30 protein-coding genes, 1 tRNA gene and 1 pseudogene are annotated in these 14481 nt (G+C 60.5%); 14 read left to right on the forward strand and 18 right to left on the reverse strand.

From position 1 onward, the window contains the following. A partial coding sequence (locus QT222_RS16625) for a hypothetical protein (protein ID WP_491477799.1) occupies positions 1–305 on the reverse strand: 305 nt, incomplete at its 3' end. Between QT222_RS16625 and QT222_RS16630 the strand changes: the two genes are divergently transcribed. Beyond that, positions 297–935, forward strand: coding sequence for a GNAT family N-acetyltransferase (locus QT222_RS16630; protein WP_491477827.1), 639 nt, complete (start codon positions 297–299; stop codon positions 933–935). The genes QT222_RS16625 and QT222_RS16630 overlap by 9 nt on opposite strands. Before the next feature lie 167 nt (positions 936–1102). Here the strand turns inward: QT222_RS16630 and QT222_RS16635 are convergent, their stop codons facing one another. The 5 genes from QT222_RS16635 to QT222_RS16655 all read right to left on the reverse strand — a co-directional run bounded on the left by QT222_RS16635 (position 1103) and on the right by QT222_RS16655 (position 3494). Further along, positions 1103–1231: a DUF8556 family small protein gene (locus QT222_RS16635; RefSeq protein ID WP_004059773.1), complete on the reverse strand. Its 129-nt coding sequence runs from the start codon at positions 1229–1231 to the stop codon at positions 1103–1105. A gap of 539 nt (positions 1232–1770) precedes the next feature. Further along, a complete protein-coding gene (locus tag QT222_RS16640) occupies positions 1771–2784 on the reverse strand; it encodes a tyrosine-type recombinase/integrase (protein ID WP_491477800.1) in 1014 nt (337 codons plus the stop codon). Then, positions 2781–3014: a DUF7389 domain-containing protein gene (locus tag QT222_RS16645; RefSeq protein ID WP_491477801.1), complete on the reverse strand. Its 234-nt coding sequence runs from the start codon at positions 3012–3014 to the stop codon at positions 2781–2783. The genes QT222_RS16640 and QT222_RS16645 overlap by 4 nt, the downstream gene beginning before the upstream one ends. Continuing rightward, positions 3011–3193: a hypothetical protein gene (locus QT222_RS16650; RefSeq protein WP_491477802.1), complete on the reverse strand. Its 183-nt coding sequence runs from the start codon at positions 3191–3193 to the stop codon at positions 3011–3013. The genes QT222_RS16645 and QT222_RS16650 overlap by 4 nt, the downstream gene beginning before the upstream one ends. A 115-nt stretch (positions 3194–3308) precedes the next feature. Next, complete coding sequence (locus tag QT222_RS16655) at positions 3309–3494, reverse strand: ribbon-helix-helix domain-containing protein (protein ID WP_491477803.1); 186 nt, start codon at positions 3492–3494, stop codon at positions 3309–3311. Positions 3495–3604: 110 nt separating this feature from the next. On the opposite strand from QT222_RS16655, the gene QT222_RS16660 reads away from it, so the two are divergent. Continuing rightward, positions 3605–3817: a ribbon-helix-helix domain-containing protein gene (locus tag QT222_RS16660; protein ID WP_491477804.1), complete on the forward strand. Its 213-nt coding sequence runs from the start codon at positions 3605–3607 to the stop codon at positions 3815–3817. An 11-nt stretch (positions 3818–3828) separates the two neighbouring features. Then, positions 3829–4443, forward strand: a complete 615-nt coding sequence (locus QT222_RS16665) for a hypothetical protein (protein WP_491477805.1) — start codon at positions 3829–3831, stop codon at positions 4441–4443. Here QT222_RS16665 and QT222_RS16670 read toward each other — a convergent pair whose 3' ends face one another. Together QT222_RS16670 and QT222_RS16675 are read right to left on the reverse strand one after the other, a co-directional pair. Next, complete coding sequence (locus QT222_RS16670) at positions 4444–4662, reverse strand: hypothetical protein (RefSeq protein WP_491477806.1); 219 nt, start codon at positions 4660–4662, stop codon at positions 4444–4446. Next, on the reverse strand, positions 4653–5237 hold the full coding sequence (locus tag QT222_RS16675; RefSeq protein WP_491477807.1) for a tyrosine-type recombinase/integrase: 585 nt from the start codon (positions 5235–5237) through the stop codon (positions 4653–4655). The genes QT222_RS16670 and QT222_RS16675 overlap by 10 nt, the downstream gene beginning before the upstream one ends. Positions 5238–5437: 200 nt before the next feature. Between QT222_RS16675 and QT222_RS16680 the strand changes: the two genes are divergently transcribed. Continuing rightward, the gene (locus QT222_RS16680) at positions 5438–5584 is read left to right on the forward strand and encodes a hypothetical protein (RefSeq protein WP_491477808.1); all 147 of its coding nucleotides are present in this window, start codon (positions 5438–5440) and stop codon (positions 5582–5584) included. A 36-nt stretch (positions 5585–5620) separates the two neighbouring features. On the opposite strand, the gene QT222_RS16685 is transcribed toward QT222_RS16680, so the two are convergent. The 6 genes from QT222_RS16685 to QT222_RS16710 are packed head-to-tail and all read right to left on the reverse strand — an operon-like array spanning position 5621 to position 7999. After that, complete coding sequence (locus tag QT222_RS16685) at positions 5621–6088, reverse strand: PD-(D/E)XK family putative nuclease (protein WP_491477809.1); 468 nt, start codon at positions 6086–6088, stop codon at positions 5621–5623. Beyond that, positions 6085–6321 carry a polysaccharide transporter gene (locus QT222_RS16690; RefSeq protein WP_491477810.1) on the reverse strand — a complete coding sequence of 79 codons (237 nt, stop codon included), beginning with the start codon at positions 6319–6321 and terminating at the stop codon, positions 6085–6087. Before QT222_RS16690 ends, QT222_RS16685 begins: the two co-directional genes overlap by 4 nt. Continuing rightward, complete coding sequence (locus QT222_RS16695) at positions 6318–6932, reverse strand: ATP-binding protein (RefSeq protein ID WP_491477811.1); 615 nt, start codon at positions 6930–6932, stop codon at positions 6318–6320. Before QT222_RS16695 ends, QT222_RS16690 begins: the two co-directional genes overlap by 4 nt. Positions 6933–6934: 2 nt before the next feature. Beyond that, a complete protein-coding gene (locus QT222_RS16700) occupies positions 6935–7363 on the reverse strand; it encodes a hypothetical protein (protein ID WP_491477812.1) in 429 nt (142 codons plus the stop codon). Further along, positions 7356–7820, reverse strand: coding sequence for a hypothetical protein (locus tag QT222_RS16705; protein WP_491477813.1), 465 nt, complete (start codon positions 7818–7820; stop codon positions 7356–7358). The genes QT222_RS16700 and QT222_RS16705 overlap by 8 nt, the downstream gene beginning before the upstream one ends. Continuing rightward, positions 7817–7999 (reverse strand): hypothetical protein, encoded by a 183-nt coding sequence (locus tag QT222_RS16710; protein ID WP_491477814.1) that lies wholly within the window; start codon positions 7997–7999, stop codon positions 7817–7819. Before QT222_RS16710 ends, QT222_RS16705 begins: the two co-directional genes overlap by 4 nt. 128 nt (positions 8000–8127) lie before the next feature. Between QT222_RS16710 and QT222_RS16715 the strand changes: the two genes are divergently transcribed. The 9 genes from QT222_RS16715 to QT222_RS16755 all read left to right on the forward strand — a co-directional run bounded on the left by QT222_RS16715 (position 8128) and on the right by QT222_RS16755 (position 11799). Next, entirely contained in the window at positions 8128–8325 is a 198-nt protein-coding gene (locus QT222_RS16715; protein WP_491477815.1) for a sugar kinase, read from the forward strand. Between the two features lie 3 nt (positions 8326–8328). Next, the gene (locus tag QT222_RS16720) at positions 8329–8850 is read left to right on the forward strand and encodes a hypothetical protein (RefSeq protein WP_491477816.1); all 522 of its coding nucleotides are present in this window, start codon (positions 8329–8331) and stop codon (positions 8848–8850) included. A 35-nt stretch (positions 8851–8885) separates the two neighbouring features. Next, complete coding sequence (locus tag QT222_RS16725) at positions 8886–9269, forward strand: hypothetical protein (RefSeq protein WP_491477817.1); 384 nt, start codon at positions 8886–8888, stop codon at positions 9267–9269. Further along, the gene (locus tag QT222_RS16730) at positions 9269–9616 is read left to right on the forward strand and encodes a hypothetical protein (protein ID WP_491477818.1); all 348 of its coding nucleotides are present in this window, start codon (positions 9269–9271) and stop codon (positions 9614–9616) included. Before QT222_RS16725 ends, QT222_RS16730 begins: the two co-directional genes overlap by 1 nt. Next, a complete protein-coding gene (locus QT222_RS16735) occupies positions 9609–10028 on the forward strand; it encodes a hypothetical protein (RefSeq protein WP_491477819.1) in 420 nt (139 codons plus the stop codon). Before QT222_RS16730 ends, QT222_RS16735 begins: the two co-directional genes overlap by 8 nt. A 107-nt stretch (positions 10029–10135) precedes the next feature. Further along, positions 10136–10765: a hypothetical protein gene (locus tag QT222_RS16740; protein ID WP_491477820.1), complete on the forward strand. Its 630-nt coding sequence runs from the start codon at positions 10136–10138 to the stop codon at positions 10763–10765. Next, positions 10762–11157, forward strand: a complete 396-nt coding sequence (locus tag QT222_RS16745; RefSeq protein WP_491477821.1) for a hypothetical protein — start codon at positions 10762–10764, stop codon at positions 11155–11157. The genes QT222_RS16740 and QT222_RS16745 overlap by 4 nt, the downstream gene beginning before the upstream one ends. Continuing rightward, positions 11157–11600: a hypothetical protein gene (locus QT222_RS16750; RefSeq protein WP_491477822.1), complete on the forward strand. Its 444-nt coding sequence runs from the start codon at positions 11157–11159 to the stop codon at positions 11598–11600. Before QT222_RS16745 ends, QT222_RS16750 begins: the two co-directional genes overlap by 1 nt. Then, entirely contained in the window at positions 11593–11799 is a 207-nt protein-coding gene (locus QT222_RS16755) for a hypothetical protein (protein WP_491477823.1), read from the forward strand. The genes QT222_RS16750 and QT222_RS16755 overlap by 8 nt, the downstream gene beginning before the upstream one ends. Before the next feature lie 234 nt (positions 11800–12033). Here the strand turns inward: QT222_RS16755 and QT222_RS16760 are convergent, their stop codons facing one another. From QT222_RS16760 to QT222_RS16775, 4 genes are all read right to left on the reverse strand, one after another. Beyond that, a complete protein-coding gene (locus tag QT222_RS16760) occupies positions 12034–12444 on the reverse strand; it encodes a hypothetical protein (RefSeq protein WP_491477824.1) in 411 nt (136 codons plus the stop codon). 184 nt (positions 12445–12628) lie between these two features. Further along, positions 12629–13084: a hypothetical protein gene (locus QT222_RS16765; protein WP_491477825.1), complete on the reverse strand. Its 456-nt coding sequence runs from the start codon at positions 13082–13084 to the stop codon at positions 12629–12631. Positions 13085–13357: 273 nt separating this feature from the next. Further along, a tRNA-Ile gene (locus QT222_RS16770) sits at positions 13358–13431 on the reverse strand. A 194-nt stretch (positions 13432–13625) separates the two neighbouring features. Further along, positions 13626–14153: an FxsA family protein gene (locus QT222_RS16775; RefSeq protein WP_491477826.1), complete on the reverse strand. Its 528-nt coding sequence runs from the start codon at positions 14151–14153 to the stop codon at positions 13626–13628. A gap of 141 nt (positions 14154–14294) precedes the next feature. On the opposite strand from QT222_RS16775, the pseudogene QT222_RS16780 reads away from it, so the two are divergent. Further along, a pseudogene (locus tag QT222_RS16780) lies at positions 14295–14481 on the forward strand (DUF255 domain-containing protein); the annotation flags it as partial.

Here is a 14481-nt window from a genome sequence, read left to right on the forward strand (position 1 = left end):
CGGCCCGCGGGGCACCCTTCGCCGGTATGCCGGACGACCCCCCCGCGGTTTCCCGCGAGGGGGTTCGTTTTCTCTGGGCGGTGGGGCAGTAAAAGCACGAGTTCCCCCGCCGATTCGGGGGGGCGCCGACGAACAACTACGCGCAGACGCCCGTCCCACCGGATGACCTCGCGGCAGTCGTTCCCGACCCAGACGGCGAATTCGTCCGCCTCGACGCTGACGACTGGGACCGCCTCGAACGAATCTACGCCACTGCCGCGACCGAAGACCTCGCGCTCGACCGGACCGAGGGATGGATTCGACACCGTCTCTTCCGCAGGTGGGACTCCGACCCCTACGTGTACGGGTGGGAACGAGATGGCAACCTCCGCGGCTACGTCGTCTACACGGTGGACGGTGACTTCGACTCCCGGACGCTCACCGTTTACGAACTCGTCGGCGTCGACGCCGACGCACGAAGCCACCTGCTTCGGTTCCTCCGCGACCACGATTCGCAGGTTGACGAGGTCTTCTTCAAACGCGAGCACGAGTCCACCCGCCTCATCGACGACCTGACCGACCCGCGGGCGGCGACAGTCGAGATTCAGCCGGGACCGATGGTCCGAATCACGGATGTTTCGGCGGCGCTTGAAGCCGTGTCGCTGCCGGAGGACGCAACCTGTGACCTCGTTATCGATGTGGCCGACGACCGCTGCGAGTGGAACAATGGCGCGTTCCGTCTCGTCGTCGAAGCAGGATCGGCAACCGTCGAAGCGACCAATGTCGACTCGGACGTGGCGGTCGGAATCGGCGCGCTTTCACAACTACTCGTTGGTGCACGGTCGGTCGACGAGTTGGCTCGAACCGAGGCCCTATCAGTCGCTGATGCGGACGCAGCCGACGCACTCAGAGCGGTCTTCACCGAGCGGGACGTCTTCCTCCGTGAAGGTTTCTAACCCATCGGTTCGGGAGAGTCGTGAAAACGGACCGTCTCCGAAGCGTCTGCACAGCGCAGTCGCTCCGAGCGTAAAAACAGACTCGCCGCGAAAGAGGTCCTGCGGCGAGCGAGGTTGATATTGACCGCACGGGCGGTCAGGGCCGGGGGAGGACTCCCGAATCCTGCTTAGTCGCCGGGCGTGTTACCACGCTGGTAGCGACCGACCATCTTCCACATCGCCGCGTCGAGGTCGTCGCCATCCGCGGCGGACTGGAGCTGACGGTACAGGTGTTCGGAGACGTCGATGGTTGGCATCACCAGCACGTATGTCGTGTGTGACTTTAATACTACTGGGATACAGAACTGAGTAAATTTGTTCAGGGTGTGTCGGTCGAATAGCGAATAATCGGCCGACAGCGAGTACCTACTTCGCTTTCCACAGTTAGGCATTCGAGACAGTCGAAGTATTCTATTTGGCAACTTTCTTTGTGGTTGCTCGAATTCCCCGCCGAACATCGCCTCCTTCGAATTACAAGCGGAGTACAACGCGCTCAACGCCCTACAGAGCGATACCAGAGGGATATGACACCGATACGTATCTTTCCCATAGACGATGACGTGTGACCAGTTCCAAACACTCGGGGACTGTCTGTATTCGGAGTCGAGAGAACCATCGCGAACGAACGCCAGAGCGAACGCTCTTTGTTGTAGTTTCGTCAGAAGTTGGGTGGCCGGGGAGTTTGAGCCCCTAACTCGCATCGGCAACGAATCGTTACCGATGTGAGTGGGCCAACGCGGAAGCAGTTTTCGGGGCTGTTGCGCGGGTCGTAGTATGTTGGACTGGGCGGTCATGTTCATGCTGAAGTCAGGTGTTCACGGCGCTGTTCCATCTTCTCACGCTCAGTTCTGCGGTCGTAGTGTCGGTCGAGAACGTCTTGCGAGACATCCATCCGGTCAGATACGATTTCGACCGGAACGTCATCGAGCAGGTGCGCGGTAATCGCGCCGGACCGAACGTCGTGCGGCGACCGCGACGACGGGCAGGTACTTGCTCGATTCCGGTCGGTCGCATCGCACTCCTCCGGGTCACGGTCGTGCGGACAACCGTCACCGACGACACACGGACGAGACCACCGGTAAACGGTATCTCGAATCGTCGAAGCGGACGGCCGACCGTTCGCGGTCGTCAGGAGCGGCTGGCGGTCGAAATCATCCTCAACATTGTGACGCGGACCCTCGACGTACGCGTCAAGAATGTCGGCCGTCGAACCAGACAGCGCGACCCACCGCTCGCCGCCTTTCGCGTTCTTCAGCGGCGTGTTCGACTCGGGTCGGTGGCGGAGTTTGACCGACAGGTCGTCCGGCTCGTAGTCGTCGAGGTCGATAGCGCGGATACCACCAGTGCGCATTCCAGTCTCCCAAAGAAGCGTCAAAATGACGTGCGCACGGCTCGCGTAGTGGTAGCGGTCGAGGTACGACAGAATCGACTCGGCGCGCTCGTGTTCAAGCAACGTCTCACGCGCTTGGTCCTCACCGCGGACCGTCGGGAGCATCACCTTCGACGGGACGCCCTCGTCAACAGCGTCGATACTCGCGCAGAACCGCAGGAAGACGCGAATGGTCGAGAGTTGACCCTGCATCGTCATCGGCGCAAGGTCGTCCTCCTCGCGCCGGTAGACGCGGTACGTGTGGATGTCCCGACCAGTCACGTCGTTCATGTTGAAGATACCGCGGTCCTCGCACCAATCGACGAACGCGCGCAGTCGGTACCGGTGCGACTGCATCGTCTGGTCCGAAATTTCCGACCGACGCTGGTCGAGGTACAGCTTCATCGCATCCTCGGGGGAAAGGGGTTCGAGGTCGGTCACGCGTTGACACCTCCGAGTTCGGTCTGAGCCTCGTCGTGCCGACGACGACCGTCAGGCTGGATGGTCCGAATGTCGTCGGCCCAGTCGCGCATCCGCTCGCGGACGGCGTTTACCTTCTCGTCGAGTTCTTCGAGCGAGTCGGCCGAGACTTCGACCTGCATCTTCTCTTTGTCCTGCGACCCGGTGCCGCGGGTGACGACGAGCTTCACGTCGAACGACTCGTCACTCATCCCTCTAGCACCTGCTCGACGTTCTCGCGCGGGACCCACGTCGAGAGCGGGCCGCCGCAGAGACGGACGTAGTCGTCGTAGATTTCGATGCGACCCTCGTGTCGGGCACTCGCACCTTCGTAGTAGAACGCAGTACCGTTCTCAATGACGGCGACAGGCGTCGGGTGAACGGTCGTCACGAGTGGACCACCTCACCGCGGATGCAGTACGCAACGCTGGACTTACGTGTTGCGCGCGTCTGCTCCGAAACGGGGACCGCCGGGTAGCTGGCAGGCTCTTTGGTTGGTCCCCTGTTCATGCTTCTGCGGGTGGTTGCTGGGTCAATTCGAGTTCGGGAACGCTGAACGGGGAGTCCGGCGCTTGTTGGATGAGGTGCCGAACGTACTCCGCGCGCGACATCCCGTGTTCTCGGGCCTGCTCGTTTAATTTCTCGACCATCTCTGGCGGAACAGAGACAGTCATGTTCACCGATAGTGCCATTGCAACTGGTAGTATACAAGTGAGTTACTTATTACTTACTCCCTAAGCGACCACCTAAACGAGGTAGTATCTTCCCAAGATATTCAATCATTGAATCAATAACTGATTGTATGAGCACCGCCTACGAGACCGACGGAAGTGGATCCCGGAACATCTCTCTCAAAGTGGGTGACGATTTTGTCGAAAACTTTGACCGTGCGATAAAGAGAGGCCAACTAAATGGGGAACTGCCGATGGACATGTCCCGAAGCGAGGCCATTCGGCGTCTGATGAAACTGGCGATTGAGGACCCGTCACTCCTCGCTGGTGAAGAGCAGGAGTAACTGGCCGGGATATGCTTGGTTGGGATGTTCGGGAAGAAAAACTGGCCACAGTTCTTGTTGTCGCTGGCTTCGGCGTATTTGGTGTTGCTGTTCTCTGGGTCTATTGCTATGATTTCGCAGTCGACACCGCGCTCAATGCGGTTCCTGTCGGTGCGACGCTAATCCTCATCGGTGTGACGACGAGTTATGCGAATTCGACCAGAGAGTTAGTGGATGAAACGAGGAAAGACAGAGACCAGAGGGAAGACAGGTGGAAGCGTGAGCGAAATGAGCGCGCTGAGGCGCTACGAGTGGCATTGAAAAATGAGATTCAATCTACCACCGAAGAACTTGATGAGGCTGTAGAGTGGGAACCGGCAATCAAGTCTCTAACCTTCCAATGGGGGTCAAAGAGCGTTTACGAGCAGAATATAGAGAACCTATATCTACTATCGGATGAGGAAACGAAACGGGTCATCGAGTACTACGCTCAGTTAGAGTCTGTAGAACAGTATACAAACAAGCTCCGACAGTTGGCTGAGCAAGGTATGGACATAAACGAGGTCGCTACAGATGATGTCGAGAAGATAGATACACTTCGACACAAACAGCAGAGGGCGATTGATATACTCTCCATAGACAGGTAGCTAGTCGTCCAATTCGACTCCTGAAGGCTTGTTGATAGTGTATAGAACAACCAATGAACCGAAACAACAGGCCATCATCCCCGTGATGAAAAGTCCTGTTCCGGGTTCTCTTCCTTGGCCAGCAAGGTGTAGTTCCATCAGTATGGAAGAGACTACAACTACTACGGGGAAGGCCAAGATCTCTACGAAATCGACCACGTCCTGTTTGGTTATAGCCATTCGACTTTCTCCATCCCTCGCGCCTGCGCTTCGAGACTGTACGCTCCTAAGTAGTGTTCTCTGAACGTTTCCCAGTCCTCCCAACCACCCCATTCCATCACTAGACCAGGTTCGACCTCAGCACCGACCAACAACGTCCCCCACGTCCGACGGAGGTCGTGGGGGCCGAGGAACGACCAACCAACGTCTTCGGTCTCCTCAACCAGTTGCTCACCAGCCTTGGTGACCCAGTTCCGAACTGTCCGAGTCGTTCGGTCGACGACTGGCGTATCACTCGGTTCGTCTCGGTAGTCGCCAACCGCCGCAATCGTCGCTGCGAGGTCGGCCGGGATGGGCGTTTCGCGGTACTTCGAGCCTTTTCCTTCCCACACTCGAAGGAACTTCCCGACCTCCGTGTCGACCACGTCGTCAGGCGTGACCTCGACGACCTCAGCGACGCGGAGGCCGCACCGCGCACCGAGCGCGAACGCGACGCGCTGCTCGGTTCCGTCAGCAACGTCGAGGAGCGTATCGACTTCGCTCCGACTGAGCCACACCTTCTTTCCGTCCTTGCTCTCGTAGTCCTGCATCTTCATTTCCGGTTACCTCACATCTCGGAAGAATATCGCTAGTATCCTAGTCTTTTCGCCGTGTGCAGGACTCAAATCGGGCCGATTCTTTCCGACTCTCAGGTCTTTTCGGAGACAGGGTTAGCGTCGGTCGACTCCGACTGGAATTGTATGGTATATGGGTATATCGACAATACCTAATATACAGTCGACCAAATTAAGGTATTATGACACCGCTATTCCCCGGTCTCCCCGGAGGCCCTGAACTGTTGATTATGCTGTTGCTATTCTTACTCATACCCCTCTACATCCTGTATCGGATAGCGAAGTGGGGGAAGAAAGTTATCGAGAGTGCCGCAGGGATGGACGACTAACTCAGTAGCACACCGTCAGTCGGAGACGTTTGACGATTAGAAGATAGCCGACACCGGTACTTTTTGCTGACGGCCCATCTCGTGGTGACCCGAGGCATCCCACCCGCCGAACTCGTCGCGGACCATCGCCCACACGGTCGAGGGCCGCATTCGTCGGTGGTCGATTGGCGACCCATTCTCGTCAAGCAGGACGAAAACGAACCACGCGGTGTTCTGCGCGTCGGAGTTGACGAGTGACCGCGTTTGGTCCTCCCAGAGTCGGAACCGCCCACCGACCTCAACGTGAGAGTCCGGGTCGAGGCCGTCGATACGGACCTGAGCCGCTTTTACCTCGTACTTCGTCCCGCGCTCTTCGTGAACGCAGTCGTACCAGTCCGCACGGTCGTTCGCGTGCGTGATGCCGTAGTGAGCGGCGACAAGACGCTCGGCGAACTCGCCGTTCTCGTCGCCCGCGTGGTCGTCGATACGCCGCATCTCGCGGCGAGTCACGTCGGGAAACGTCACGACCTGACCACCCGGTCGTACGTCTTCTCGAAAATGTCCGCGTCGCACGGGTAGACCTCGCCCTCGACGCCGATAAGAAGATAGTCTCCCTCGTCGGCGACGACCGTTCCCTCTCGCGTCTCGACCTCGACGCGCTGGCGGACCTTCGCCGCCTGAATGACGACCGGGCGCTTCCGGTAGTAGTGCCAGTCGTGGTCGTCACCCGGAACCTCGTCCTCGACGATTCGGGTCACCCGTACACCTCCTGCGTCTCCGCGCGGTGCAGCACGTTCATCCGCTTGTCGAAGACGACGTACTGGTACGGCTCGGTCGGGAGGTCGTCGCGCGGGATTTTGAAGTACCGCAGGAACCCGTCGTGAAAGACTGACCACTCGCCGACCCACACCCAGTATTTGCACTGCTTGATGGGCGTGTACTCCAAGTCCGAAGGGTCCTGCGTGGCGATGACGACCTTCAGGGCCTTGTCGCGGTCCTCGTGCAGCATCTTCTTCACCGGGTTGTCCGACTCAACCTCGCCGTCAGGGAGGACGTTGTGCGCCTCGTCGAACACGACCTGCGTGGGGAAGCCCGTCGCCTCGTGGTACTCGTGGGCGACCTGCCGGGCTTCGCGAGCAGTCTTCAGCGGCGTGTCGGTCACCCAGTTCAGTCGCGTGGCGTCCGAAGCGCGCGCTTCACCGAGCGACCGGACCGTCGCGGCGTCGTCGAGGTCGCGCCCGGTAATACCGTCGGTGTCGGTGAAGTTGACCCAGATACTCAGACCGGGAAACTCGGCGAACATCTCGCGCATGAGGGTCGTCTTCCCGCCGCCGGAGTCACCCGCGACGAGCGTGTGAAACGCCTGCATCGTCACACCCCCGCTGCGGCCAGCGCCGCGAGGTCGTCGTCGAGGTCCTCGTCGTCCTGACCGTGGCTGTCGTTCTGGTCGTTGGTACTGTTCTGCTGCTCGACGTGGTCAAGGACCATCACGGCCGTCTCGGCGAGACCAACGACCACGTCGAACCCGGCGGGCATCCCGTCGAAGTCGCCCATCTTCTGGAACCCACGGAAGAGGCGCTTCGGGCCGCCGCGCTGCGGGTCCCACGGCGATTCGATTTCGTCGAGCGAGCGACGCGGTTCGGTCGACAGTAGCATCTCGCGAAGTGTCGAAGACGACCCCATCGACTCTTCAGCCGGTGCTCCCTCAGCGGCCGCGTGGTCCGGTGCGACCACGCCCGCGTCCGGAACGAACGTATCCCCGGGCGACGGTGGGGCCTGCGTCTCGCCGCTCTCAGGCATCGTACACCTCGCCACAGACACTACAGACGCGGTCATGTTGGCTCAGAAGCGTCGTCATCTCGGGAGAAGGGTTTCGGGCACGGAGAACCGCGGTCGCATCGAAGTAGTCCGGTGACCCGCAGTCAGGACAGCCACCGTCTTCCTCGATGTCGCGCCCGCCGTCCGTCTCGATGGGGTCGGGCGCACCGTGAATTGGATTCCCGCCGTCGGTCAGTGCCGTCTGAGTGTCCGCCACTTCGGTGTCCTCCGATTCGGGTTGGTTTGATGGGTCACTGTCGGGGACTGGACCGCGCTTGCCGACAGACTCGCCACTGTCGCGGAGAGGCTGAATCATCGTGTCCCAGTCTCGAAGCGGGCATCCCGGTCGATGGTTGTGGATTCCCTGCGCGGCGTAGAACAGACCACAGTGCTCACACTGCTGGTCCGTAGGGTTTTGAGGCTCTTTACAGCCGTTCATGCGACGACCCCCGCAAGCATCGATACACTCGACTGAGTGAAGTGGACTACACCGCTGAGTGCGCCACACTCGCCGAGGATGCCGATTCCGAACGCGCTCCGGACAAATGGTCTCGTTTCCTCAGAACTCCGTAGATAGGCCACGAGCGTTCCGAGAACCAGTGTCGGATACCCAATCATCTGTGCTGAACACTCATTTCACAGAGAATGTAAACATATGAGTACTGTACGACGCTCAATAATTGAATTGTTGAGTGTATTCCACTACACTTCCAATTTTTCCGTAGTCGTCCGTCGTCGCAGATGCAATGGCGAAAATACCTCTCGAACTACTCGGAACCGAGGTCGATACCGACGACCCCGGCGAATCTGCACAGAATCTTGGACTCGCTGCTCTCGGCGTCACCCTGACGATGGGTGTCGTTGGAGCAGGCGCGTATCTGTTCAACGAACTCCGCGAAAAGGCGGGCGTCGACGATGACGACGTGTCGATTCCGGGGGTCTAAATCATGACGACACTCCAATACACTCCCCAACTCATCAACGTCGGTAACGCACGCCCTATCAACGCTGATGACCTCAATCAGGTGGAACTCAAAGCAGGCACCGAGGTCACCATCTACAGCAAGAAGGTGAAGAACGACAAACTCCTGTTCTGGGGTGCTGGCGGGAAGAACCGCGAATCCGCAGACACGAAGTTCTTCTTCTGCGACCTCGTCGCAACCGGGAACGGCACCGGTACCGCTGGCGACGCCGTCCGAGGCGAGCTTATCGCCGCTATCACTGACTCCGACCAAGAGCGCGTTAAAGCGGAGTTCTCGCTTGGTGATTTGGGTCACCTCGCGGACGCACGTACATCGGACAACCCGATGCCGGTGATGTACGCGCTTGCACCCTACGCACTGCCCGGCCGTCATATCGAACTGCGCATTCGTGCGTCGAGTTCGTCCGATGGTGTTGAAATCGATAACACGGAGGACCCCGGTACCGCGTCGAGCGCCCGGCTCTGGTACTCCCAAGTCTCGAACTGAGGTTTCTTATCATGCCTTCAATTTTTGACAACCGTGTGAGCCGCCGGTTTTCAGGTGATGTCAACGGCGGCGGCACCGAACGCGAGACCTTTGAGGTGTCCAAAGACGCCACTATCGAGAAGGTCACAACCCGGTTCTACCGGGGGCCGCAGCTCGACCTATCTATCCGTCCGTTCGTCGAGAGCGAGGAAGGGAGGGAGAGAGATATTGTCGATGTCATCGGCCGGGACGGAATCGTTGGGGATGACGACGTGTTTCCCTTCCACGTATCCGAACCTGTCGAGCGTGGCGATATCGTCGGCATCGAAGTCACGAACGCCGATGGAACGAACACGTACGACTACAACGTTGACCTCGAACTCGAACGCGCTGGTGGGGTCTCTCGACTCTTCCCGAGCTTCCTCAAGAGGTGGCTCTAATGGGAATCAAGCAGTTCAGCCAACCGGTTAGCGGGACTGGTGGCCAACCTGTTGCGACGAACGCGACCGGAACCATCGAGACGGACAACTATCCCCACGGCGATGCGTTCGATTTCGATGGGAGCGCGTACCCCTATTCCGTGAATCCGGCAGAGACGATTCAGGAACTCGTCATCACTATCGCGGGCGACATCGTTGCACGTATCACCACGACCGGTGGCGACACCTTCGACCTCGTTCTCGGCGGCGGCACCGGCACGTTCGACAAGTGGGAAATCGACAGCATCAAATTTGTCGACCCGAACGGCACGACCTCACGCGTTGCAGGAGGGTGGGCCGGTGAGTAGCTGGATATCAGACACGGTCGACAACCCGTGGACTGCCGAAGGCTCGGTCTTATGGTCAAACCGCGATGCCACCGACGGCACAGACGTGCAGGGGACAGCAACGTATACCCAAGAGTGGGTGACGGTCGACTCGAATATCGGTTGGCAACTGCCGACCTCCTTCGGAGCTATCCGTCTGCTCGTCGCGCACATCGACGGGCAACGCGGCGTCGACGGCGTGCGCATCACGGATACCGACGGAACGCAGTACTCCCTGACGAAAACCGGGTCCCATACCGACCTGTTCGTCGCGAACACGTGGCACGTCGTGCCAATCACAGCCGGGTCCATCGATAAGGTTGAACTGAGGATGAACAGCGGCGAAACGATTCAGAAAAATCGACTCGTCGAACTCCAAGTGGGGCACATCTGAATGAGTTGCTTCAGTTCTAGCAGCGGCGGCGGTATCCATGTAGATGGGTCACCTGTCACGGTTGCACAGTCAATCAGGCAGCGGTACGACGAGATTGTGAGCGCATAATGGTATACATAGCACCAGACGACAGTCCGAGCGCCGGAGGGACCATCAACCCGAGAGAAGACCTCTCTCCCGGCGAACAACTTGCAAACAACACTGGAGGTGGCGGTGGTGATGACGACGACGACGACCACGTGCCGTTTTCCGATGGTGACGACGACGATGGTCCTCCAGTCATTGACCAAGATTACTCCGATATCATCCCAGAGGATGAGATTGCTAACTCCGAGTCCGGCATGCCCGGCATGGGTGACCCGGCCGCCGACATCATCTCGCCGGACCCGAATGAAAACAGCGACGGCGACGAGGTCACCATCAACCCGGACGGTAGCGCAAGCATCGACACCGACCGCGTCTCCGGCGGCTACGAGAGCATCGACGAAATCGCCGAACAGGTCAGTGCGACTCTCGGACCTGACGACGAAACACCGCAAATCGGCGAAATTACGGCGTTGCAGGAGGAAATCCGTAACCTCCGCGAGCGGTTGTCGGGGATGGGTCAGGTCCGACCCGGTGGTGGCTCGCCCGGCACTCCCGACATCCCCAGCGGGATAATGGGTCTCGCCGCGGTCGTCGCCGCGGTCGTCTTCACGATTGTTGCGGTCATCTTCAACAGGGGTGACGACGCGTGAGTATCCTCCGCATCTCCGGCGACGACGCCGATGGCGCGGGCTATACCGTCGATGTTGAGGGCGGCGACATCGTCGGGCACAGCGGCATGGGGGCACACGATGGACTGACCGACGACGGCGCCGCGGGATATATCGGGTCGGGGACCGACCGATGGGCGGTCTCGGGGACGATAACCGGCCTCAACATCCCCGACCACGCCCGCGCCTTCCTCGACGGCGAGCGCATCGACTTGTCGCGGTTCAGGTCGTCATCGTCTTCGTCGTCCTCGACGAATGGCCTCGAGTCCTCCGGTTCGTCCTCACCATCCAACCAGTCAAGCGGCTTCGGTATCGTCGCTATCGCGGCCGCCCTCGCGGCGCTCATCGCCGCGCTCATCTACGGAGGTAGCTGATGGGCGTCATCGACACCGTTACCGGCGGCCTCGACCACCTCGCCGGGTCCGTCGACGAGTCGGTTGGTCGGCAGTTCGACGACGACCCCGGCGGCGGGTTCCTCGACCTCGCGCCCGAAGGGTCCGGCGGGTCGACCGTCGACACCGACGGCGACGGCGACCCTGACGAGTTCCACAACCGGTTCCTCGTCGGGCCGATTCGGACGGCGTGGGACGCGACGTTTAGCTACGACGGCACCCTGAACGGGTCCGGCGACAGCATCGACCTGCTCGGCCCCACGTCGGGCGGCATCATCGACGCGGTCGTGCACGTCGACGGCGAGGAGGTCGGCAGCGAGGAGCGCAAAGCGCGGTGGCTCCTTATCGGAGTCGCGGCGCTCGTCGTCCTCTATCTCCTCGCGCCCGTCCTCGAAATCGTCGCCGGGGTGGTCGGCGATGAGTGAGCTGACGGACCTGTTGTTGCAGACGACTGACCCGGTCGTGGCGCTCATGCTCGTCGCGCTCGGGCTGTTCGTCGAGTGGGTCCGACGCGATTTGCATCGCGATATCGACCGCGTTCGCGGGCGCGTCTCGCGCATCGAGGGACGATTCATCGCAACCGACGGCGGTTGTCAACAACAGGAGGGCGACGATGGACGGTAGTGTGACACTCAGTCCGCTGGAACTACTCGCAGTTTCGGCGCTCCCTCTTTCGGCGATTTCGGGAGTGTTGAAGGCGCAGATAAAGCAGCGATTCGGACAAGAAAAAAGGACAGACGGCGACTCTTCTTAGCTACTCGTACCCTTCCCCTTCGTCGGGATGGTCAGCTTCGCGCTTGTGCTGGTAGTAGTCTCTAAGGCTGTAGAAACGCTCGTAACAGCCGAGGCACTTGATTGTCACTTCGCCACCTCCTCAGGTCGGTAGACGATGATGTCGCCCCACTTTGGAGCGATGTACCCGCGTTGTTCAAGCGGTTTCAGGACGCGGCGACGGACGGCATCTTTCGGGATACCTGCACGCTCAGCCACTTTCGAGATAGCAGTGCCAACGTCGAGGCGACGACCGCTCGGGTCGTACGCTTCGGCAGTCCGTCGGAGTGCAATGTAGCCGTCTCGGAGTGCTTCGTCTTCTGGAAGATTGTCGTCGTCAGGTTCGTCGCGCACGGTTCGCGCGACCTCTTCCATGTGCGCCCGCAGGTCGTCGCTCATCGACCCATCAAGAGCACTGGTGTAATCCGACTTCAGATTCTCGTCAACCCGGACAGTCACCGTTGCGCTGCCGCTCCGGTCCGACTGCATCCGGCTCATTGTGCACCTCTGTACTGCACTGATTTACATCCGTAATACGCAGACGGGGCGGCGATAGGCAGTATGGCAGTACGCCCCCCCGTGGTTGTACGAGAGGGGTTATACACGCGGGGGCGTGCGCGCCCGCGAAAGCGTGGGGGCTGTCCGACTGACGTTGCTGATGCTCGGGAGTAGGAGAGGTGGGTCATAGTTGGTCCTCTGGTCGGCCGAAAACGTGGCCATCGTGTCCAGTGGTCGGTGCTTCGACTACGTCGCCACCGTCGGCGACAAGGTCGGGCTCGGGTTCGGTCGCGCCCGGTGCGACGTACTCGGCGGTGTCGCGGGCGACAATAGGCTCACCGTTGACATCGTATCCGGCGTCGTCACCGAATTGGTTGTAGGACCACTCTGCTTTCCGTAGAACGCACAGCTGGGCGCAAGGCGAGTCTTCCTTGTCGCGGAACTCGAAGCCCTTGCAGTCACACCCACCGACGCGAGCACCGCGCTCTTTGCCGTACTCGACAACGTGAGCGTTGCCACCGGGGAGAGTCACGAGATAGGTCGTTGGAGCGATGCGCTCAACGAGTGCGGTGACTGGGTCGGCTCGCACCCACGAGGTTGTCGACTCGTCACGCTCTCGCTTGAAGTCGAGATACTGCACTACGCTCCACCCCCGTTGCACTCGGGGCAGACGCGACGAGTGAGTCCGCCGCGGCTCGTCGTTGTTTTCAGACGAGTCCCGCAGGCCGGGCAGAATCTCACGCGGACCACCCTTCGGCTATAGCAATCGCTTGACGGGACGGGGCACCGACAGCAATGCGGTCGAACTTACCGAAGAAGTTGCTACTCTTAGATTCGGGTACTGCCAGAATTTGGGTGGCCGGGGAGTTCAAGCCCCAATCTCGCATCGGCAACGAATCGTTACCGATGTGAGTGGGCCAACGCGGATTTGAACCGCGGGCCTCCCGGTTATCAGCCGAGCGCTCAACCTGACTGAGCTATTGGCCCAGGTAAGCGCATTCACTCGTTGTGCGCTGTTGATTTTAAGACTTTCTTTTCGAGGCAGCGTTGGTGCGTGTTAGTGAATGTCGGCTTCGTCGGTCGATTCAAGCGAGGGACACGAAAGCGAATACCCGGATTCGACTGCAGGCGCTCACAACACGGCTGTACAGAAAGAAAGCGAGAAGCGCGGAGGAGGAGGGTTACTCGGAGTCCTGCCCGCCGAAGCGGTACGAGTCGGGGTCCGCGTCGTAGACGCCGTCGCCGCCGCCACTGCCACTGCCGCCACCGCCGTTTGCGGCATCATCCTGCGGGAAGCCCGCAGTCCAGACGTTTCCGGTGACGAAGCCGTCGGCCCGCTTGTCGAGGTACGGCTTGACGACAAAGCGCTTGAGCACCGTGCGGATGGGGTACCGAGTCACCGGAATGGCGAGGAGGAAGCCAATGGTGTCGGTGACGAGTCCCGGCGTGAGGAGGAACGCACCCGCCGCGATGAGCAGTCCGCCGTCCATGACCTCGTTCGTCGGGAGGTCACCGCGAGCAAATTTCCGCTGGAGACTTCGAAGCGTGTGTCTCCCTTCGGCGCGGACGATGAGCATCCCGACCAGGCCGGTCAGGACCACCAGTGCGACGGTGGGGACGAGGTCGATGTGCTGCGCCACGACCACGAGCAGCAACGCGTCGGAGAAGGGGATGAGGAGCAAGAGCGCAATGAGCGTACGCGTTCGCATACGCGCCACTACCGGGTCGCGGCCCATAGCCCTTTTGTCCCGCTTTCGACGTCGGGTGAGACCGCCCAACCCGCCGACGGAACTGCCTCCGTGCGCCGTGGCCTCGAAGCGCTTACCCGCATCCACCGCGGAAGTGGGGACATGACCGACGAGACACGCGTCGAGTGGCGGTTGGGGGGGCCCCACGCGGTCGCCGAAGCAACAGCGAGGGGGAAACCCGTTCTGGTCTCGGTGGCAGCGGCGCGGGGGGGAGAATGTCACGAGATGGGCGCCGAGACGCACCCCGAACCGGGCATCGGCCCGAACCTCCACGCCGGGCTCGGGGCGG

It is taken from the genome of Haloferax sp. s1, from assembly GCF_058382125.1.

Excerpts from the sequence above, each read along its gene's own strand:
- QT222_RS16635 (WP_004059773.1), bottom strand. The coding sequence starts at position 1,231 with ATGCCAACCATCGACGTCTCCGAACACCTGTACCGTCAGCTCCAGTCC.
- QT222_RS16645 (WP_491477801.1), bottom strand. The coding sequence starts at position 3,014 with ATGAGTGACGAGTCGTTCGACGTGAAGCTCGTCGTCACCCGCGGCACC.
- QT222_RS16655 (WP_491477803.1), bottom strand. The coding sequence starts at position 3,494 with ATGGCACTATCGGTGAACATGACTGTCTCTGTTCCGCCAGAGATGGTC.
- QT222_RS16660 (WP_491477804.1), top strand. The coding sequence starts at position 3,605 with ATGAGCACCGCCTACGAGACCGACGGAAGTGGATCCCGGAACATCTCT.
- QT222_RS16665 (WP_491477805.1), top strand. The coding sequence starts at position 3,829 with ATGCTTGGTTGGGATGTTCGGGAAGAAAAACTGGCCACAGTTCTTGTT.
- QT222_RS16670 (WP_491477806.1), bottom strand. The coding sequence starts at position 4,662 with ATGGCTATAACCAAACAGGACGTGGTCGATTTCGTAGAGATCTTGGCC.
- QT222_RS16675 (WP_491477807.1), bottom strand. The coding sequence starts at position 5,237 with ATGAAGATGCAGGACTACGAGAGCAAGGACGGAAAGAAGGTGTGGCTC.
- QT222_RS16680 (WP_491477808.1), top strand. The coding sequence starts at position 5,438 with ATGACACCGCTATTCCCCGGTCTCCCCGGAGGCCCTGAACTGTTGATT.
- QT222_RS16695 (WP_491477811.1), bottom strand. The coding sequence starts at position 6,932 with ATGCAGGCGTTTCACACGCTCGTCGCGGGTGACTCCGGCGGCGGGAAG.
- QT222_RS16700 (WP_491477812.1), bottom strand. The coding sequence starts at position 7,363 with ATGCCTGAGAGCGGCGAGACGCAGGCCCCACCGTCGCCCGGGGATACG.
- QT222_RS16705 (WP_491477813.1), bottom strand. The coding sequence starts at position 7,820 with ATGAACGGCTGTAAAGAGCCTCAAAACCCTACGGACCAGCAGTGTGAG.
- QT222_RS16710 (WP_491477814.1), bottom strand. The coding sequence starts at position 7,999 with ATGATTGGGTATCCGACACTGGTTCTCGGAACGCTCGTGGCCTATCTA.
- QT222_RS16715 (WP_491477815.1), top strand. The coding sequence starts at position 8,128 with ATGGCGAAAATACCTCTCGAACTACTCGGAACCGAGGTCGATACCGAC.
- QT222_RS16720 (WP_491477816.1), top strand. The coding sequence starts at position 8,329 with ATGACGACACTCCAATACACTCCCCAACTCATCAACGTCGGTAACGCA.
- QT222_RS16730 (WP_491477818.1), top strand. The coding sequence starts at position 9,269 with ATGGGAATCAAGCAGTTCAGCCAACCGGTTAGCGGGACTGGTGGCCAA.
- QT222_RS16740 (WP_491477820.1), top strand. The coding sequence starts at position 10,136 with ATGGTATACATAGCACCAGACGACAGTCCGAGCGCCGGAGGGACCATC.
- QT222_RS16750 (WP_491477822.1), top strand. The coding sequence starts at position 11,157 with ATGGGCGTCATCGACACCGTTACCGGCGGCCTCGACCACCTCGCCGGG.
- QT222_RS16755 (WP_491477823.1), top strand. The coding sequence starts at position 11,593 with ATGAGTGAGCTGACGGACCTGTTGTTGCAGACGACTGACCCGGTCGTG.
- QT222_RS16760 (WP_491477824.1), bottom strand. The coding sequence starts at position 12,444 with ATGAGCCGGATGCAGTCGGACCGGAGCGGCAGCGCAACGGTGACTGTC.
- QT222_RS16775 (WP_491477826.1), bottom strand. The coding sequence starts at position 14,153 with ATGCGAACGCGTACGCTCATTGCGCTCTTGCTCCTCATCCCCTTCTCC.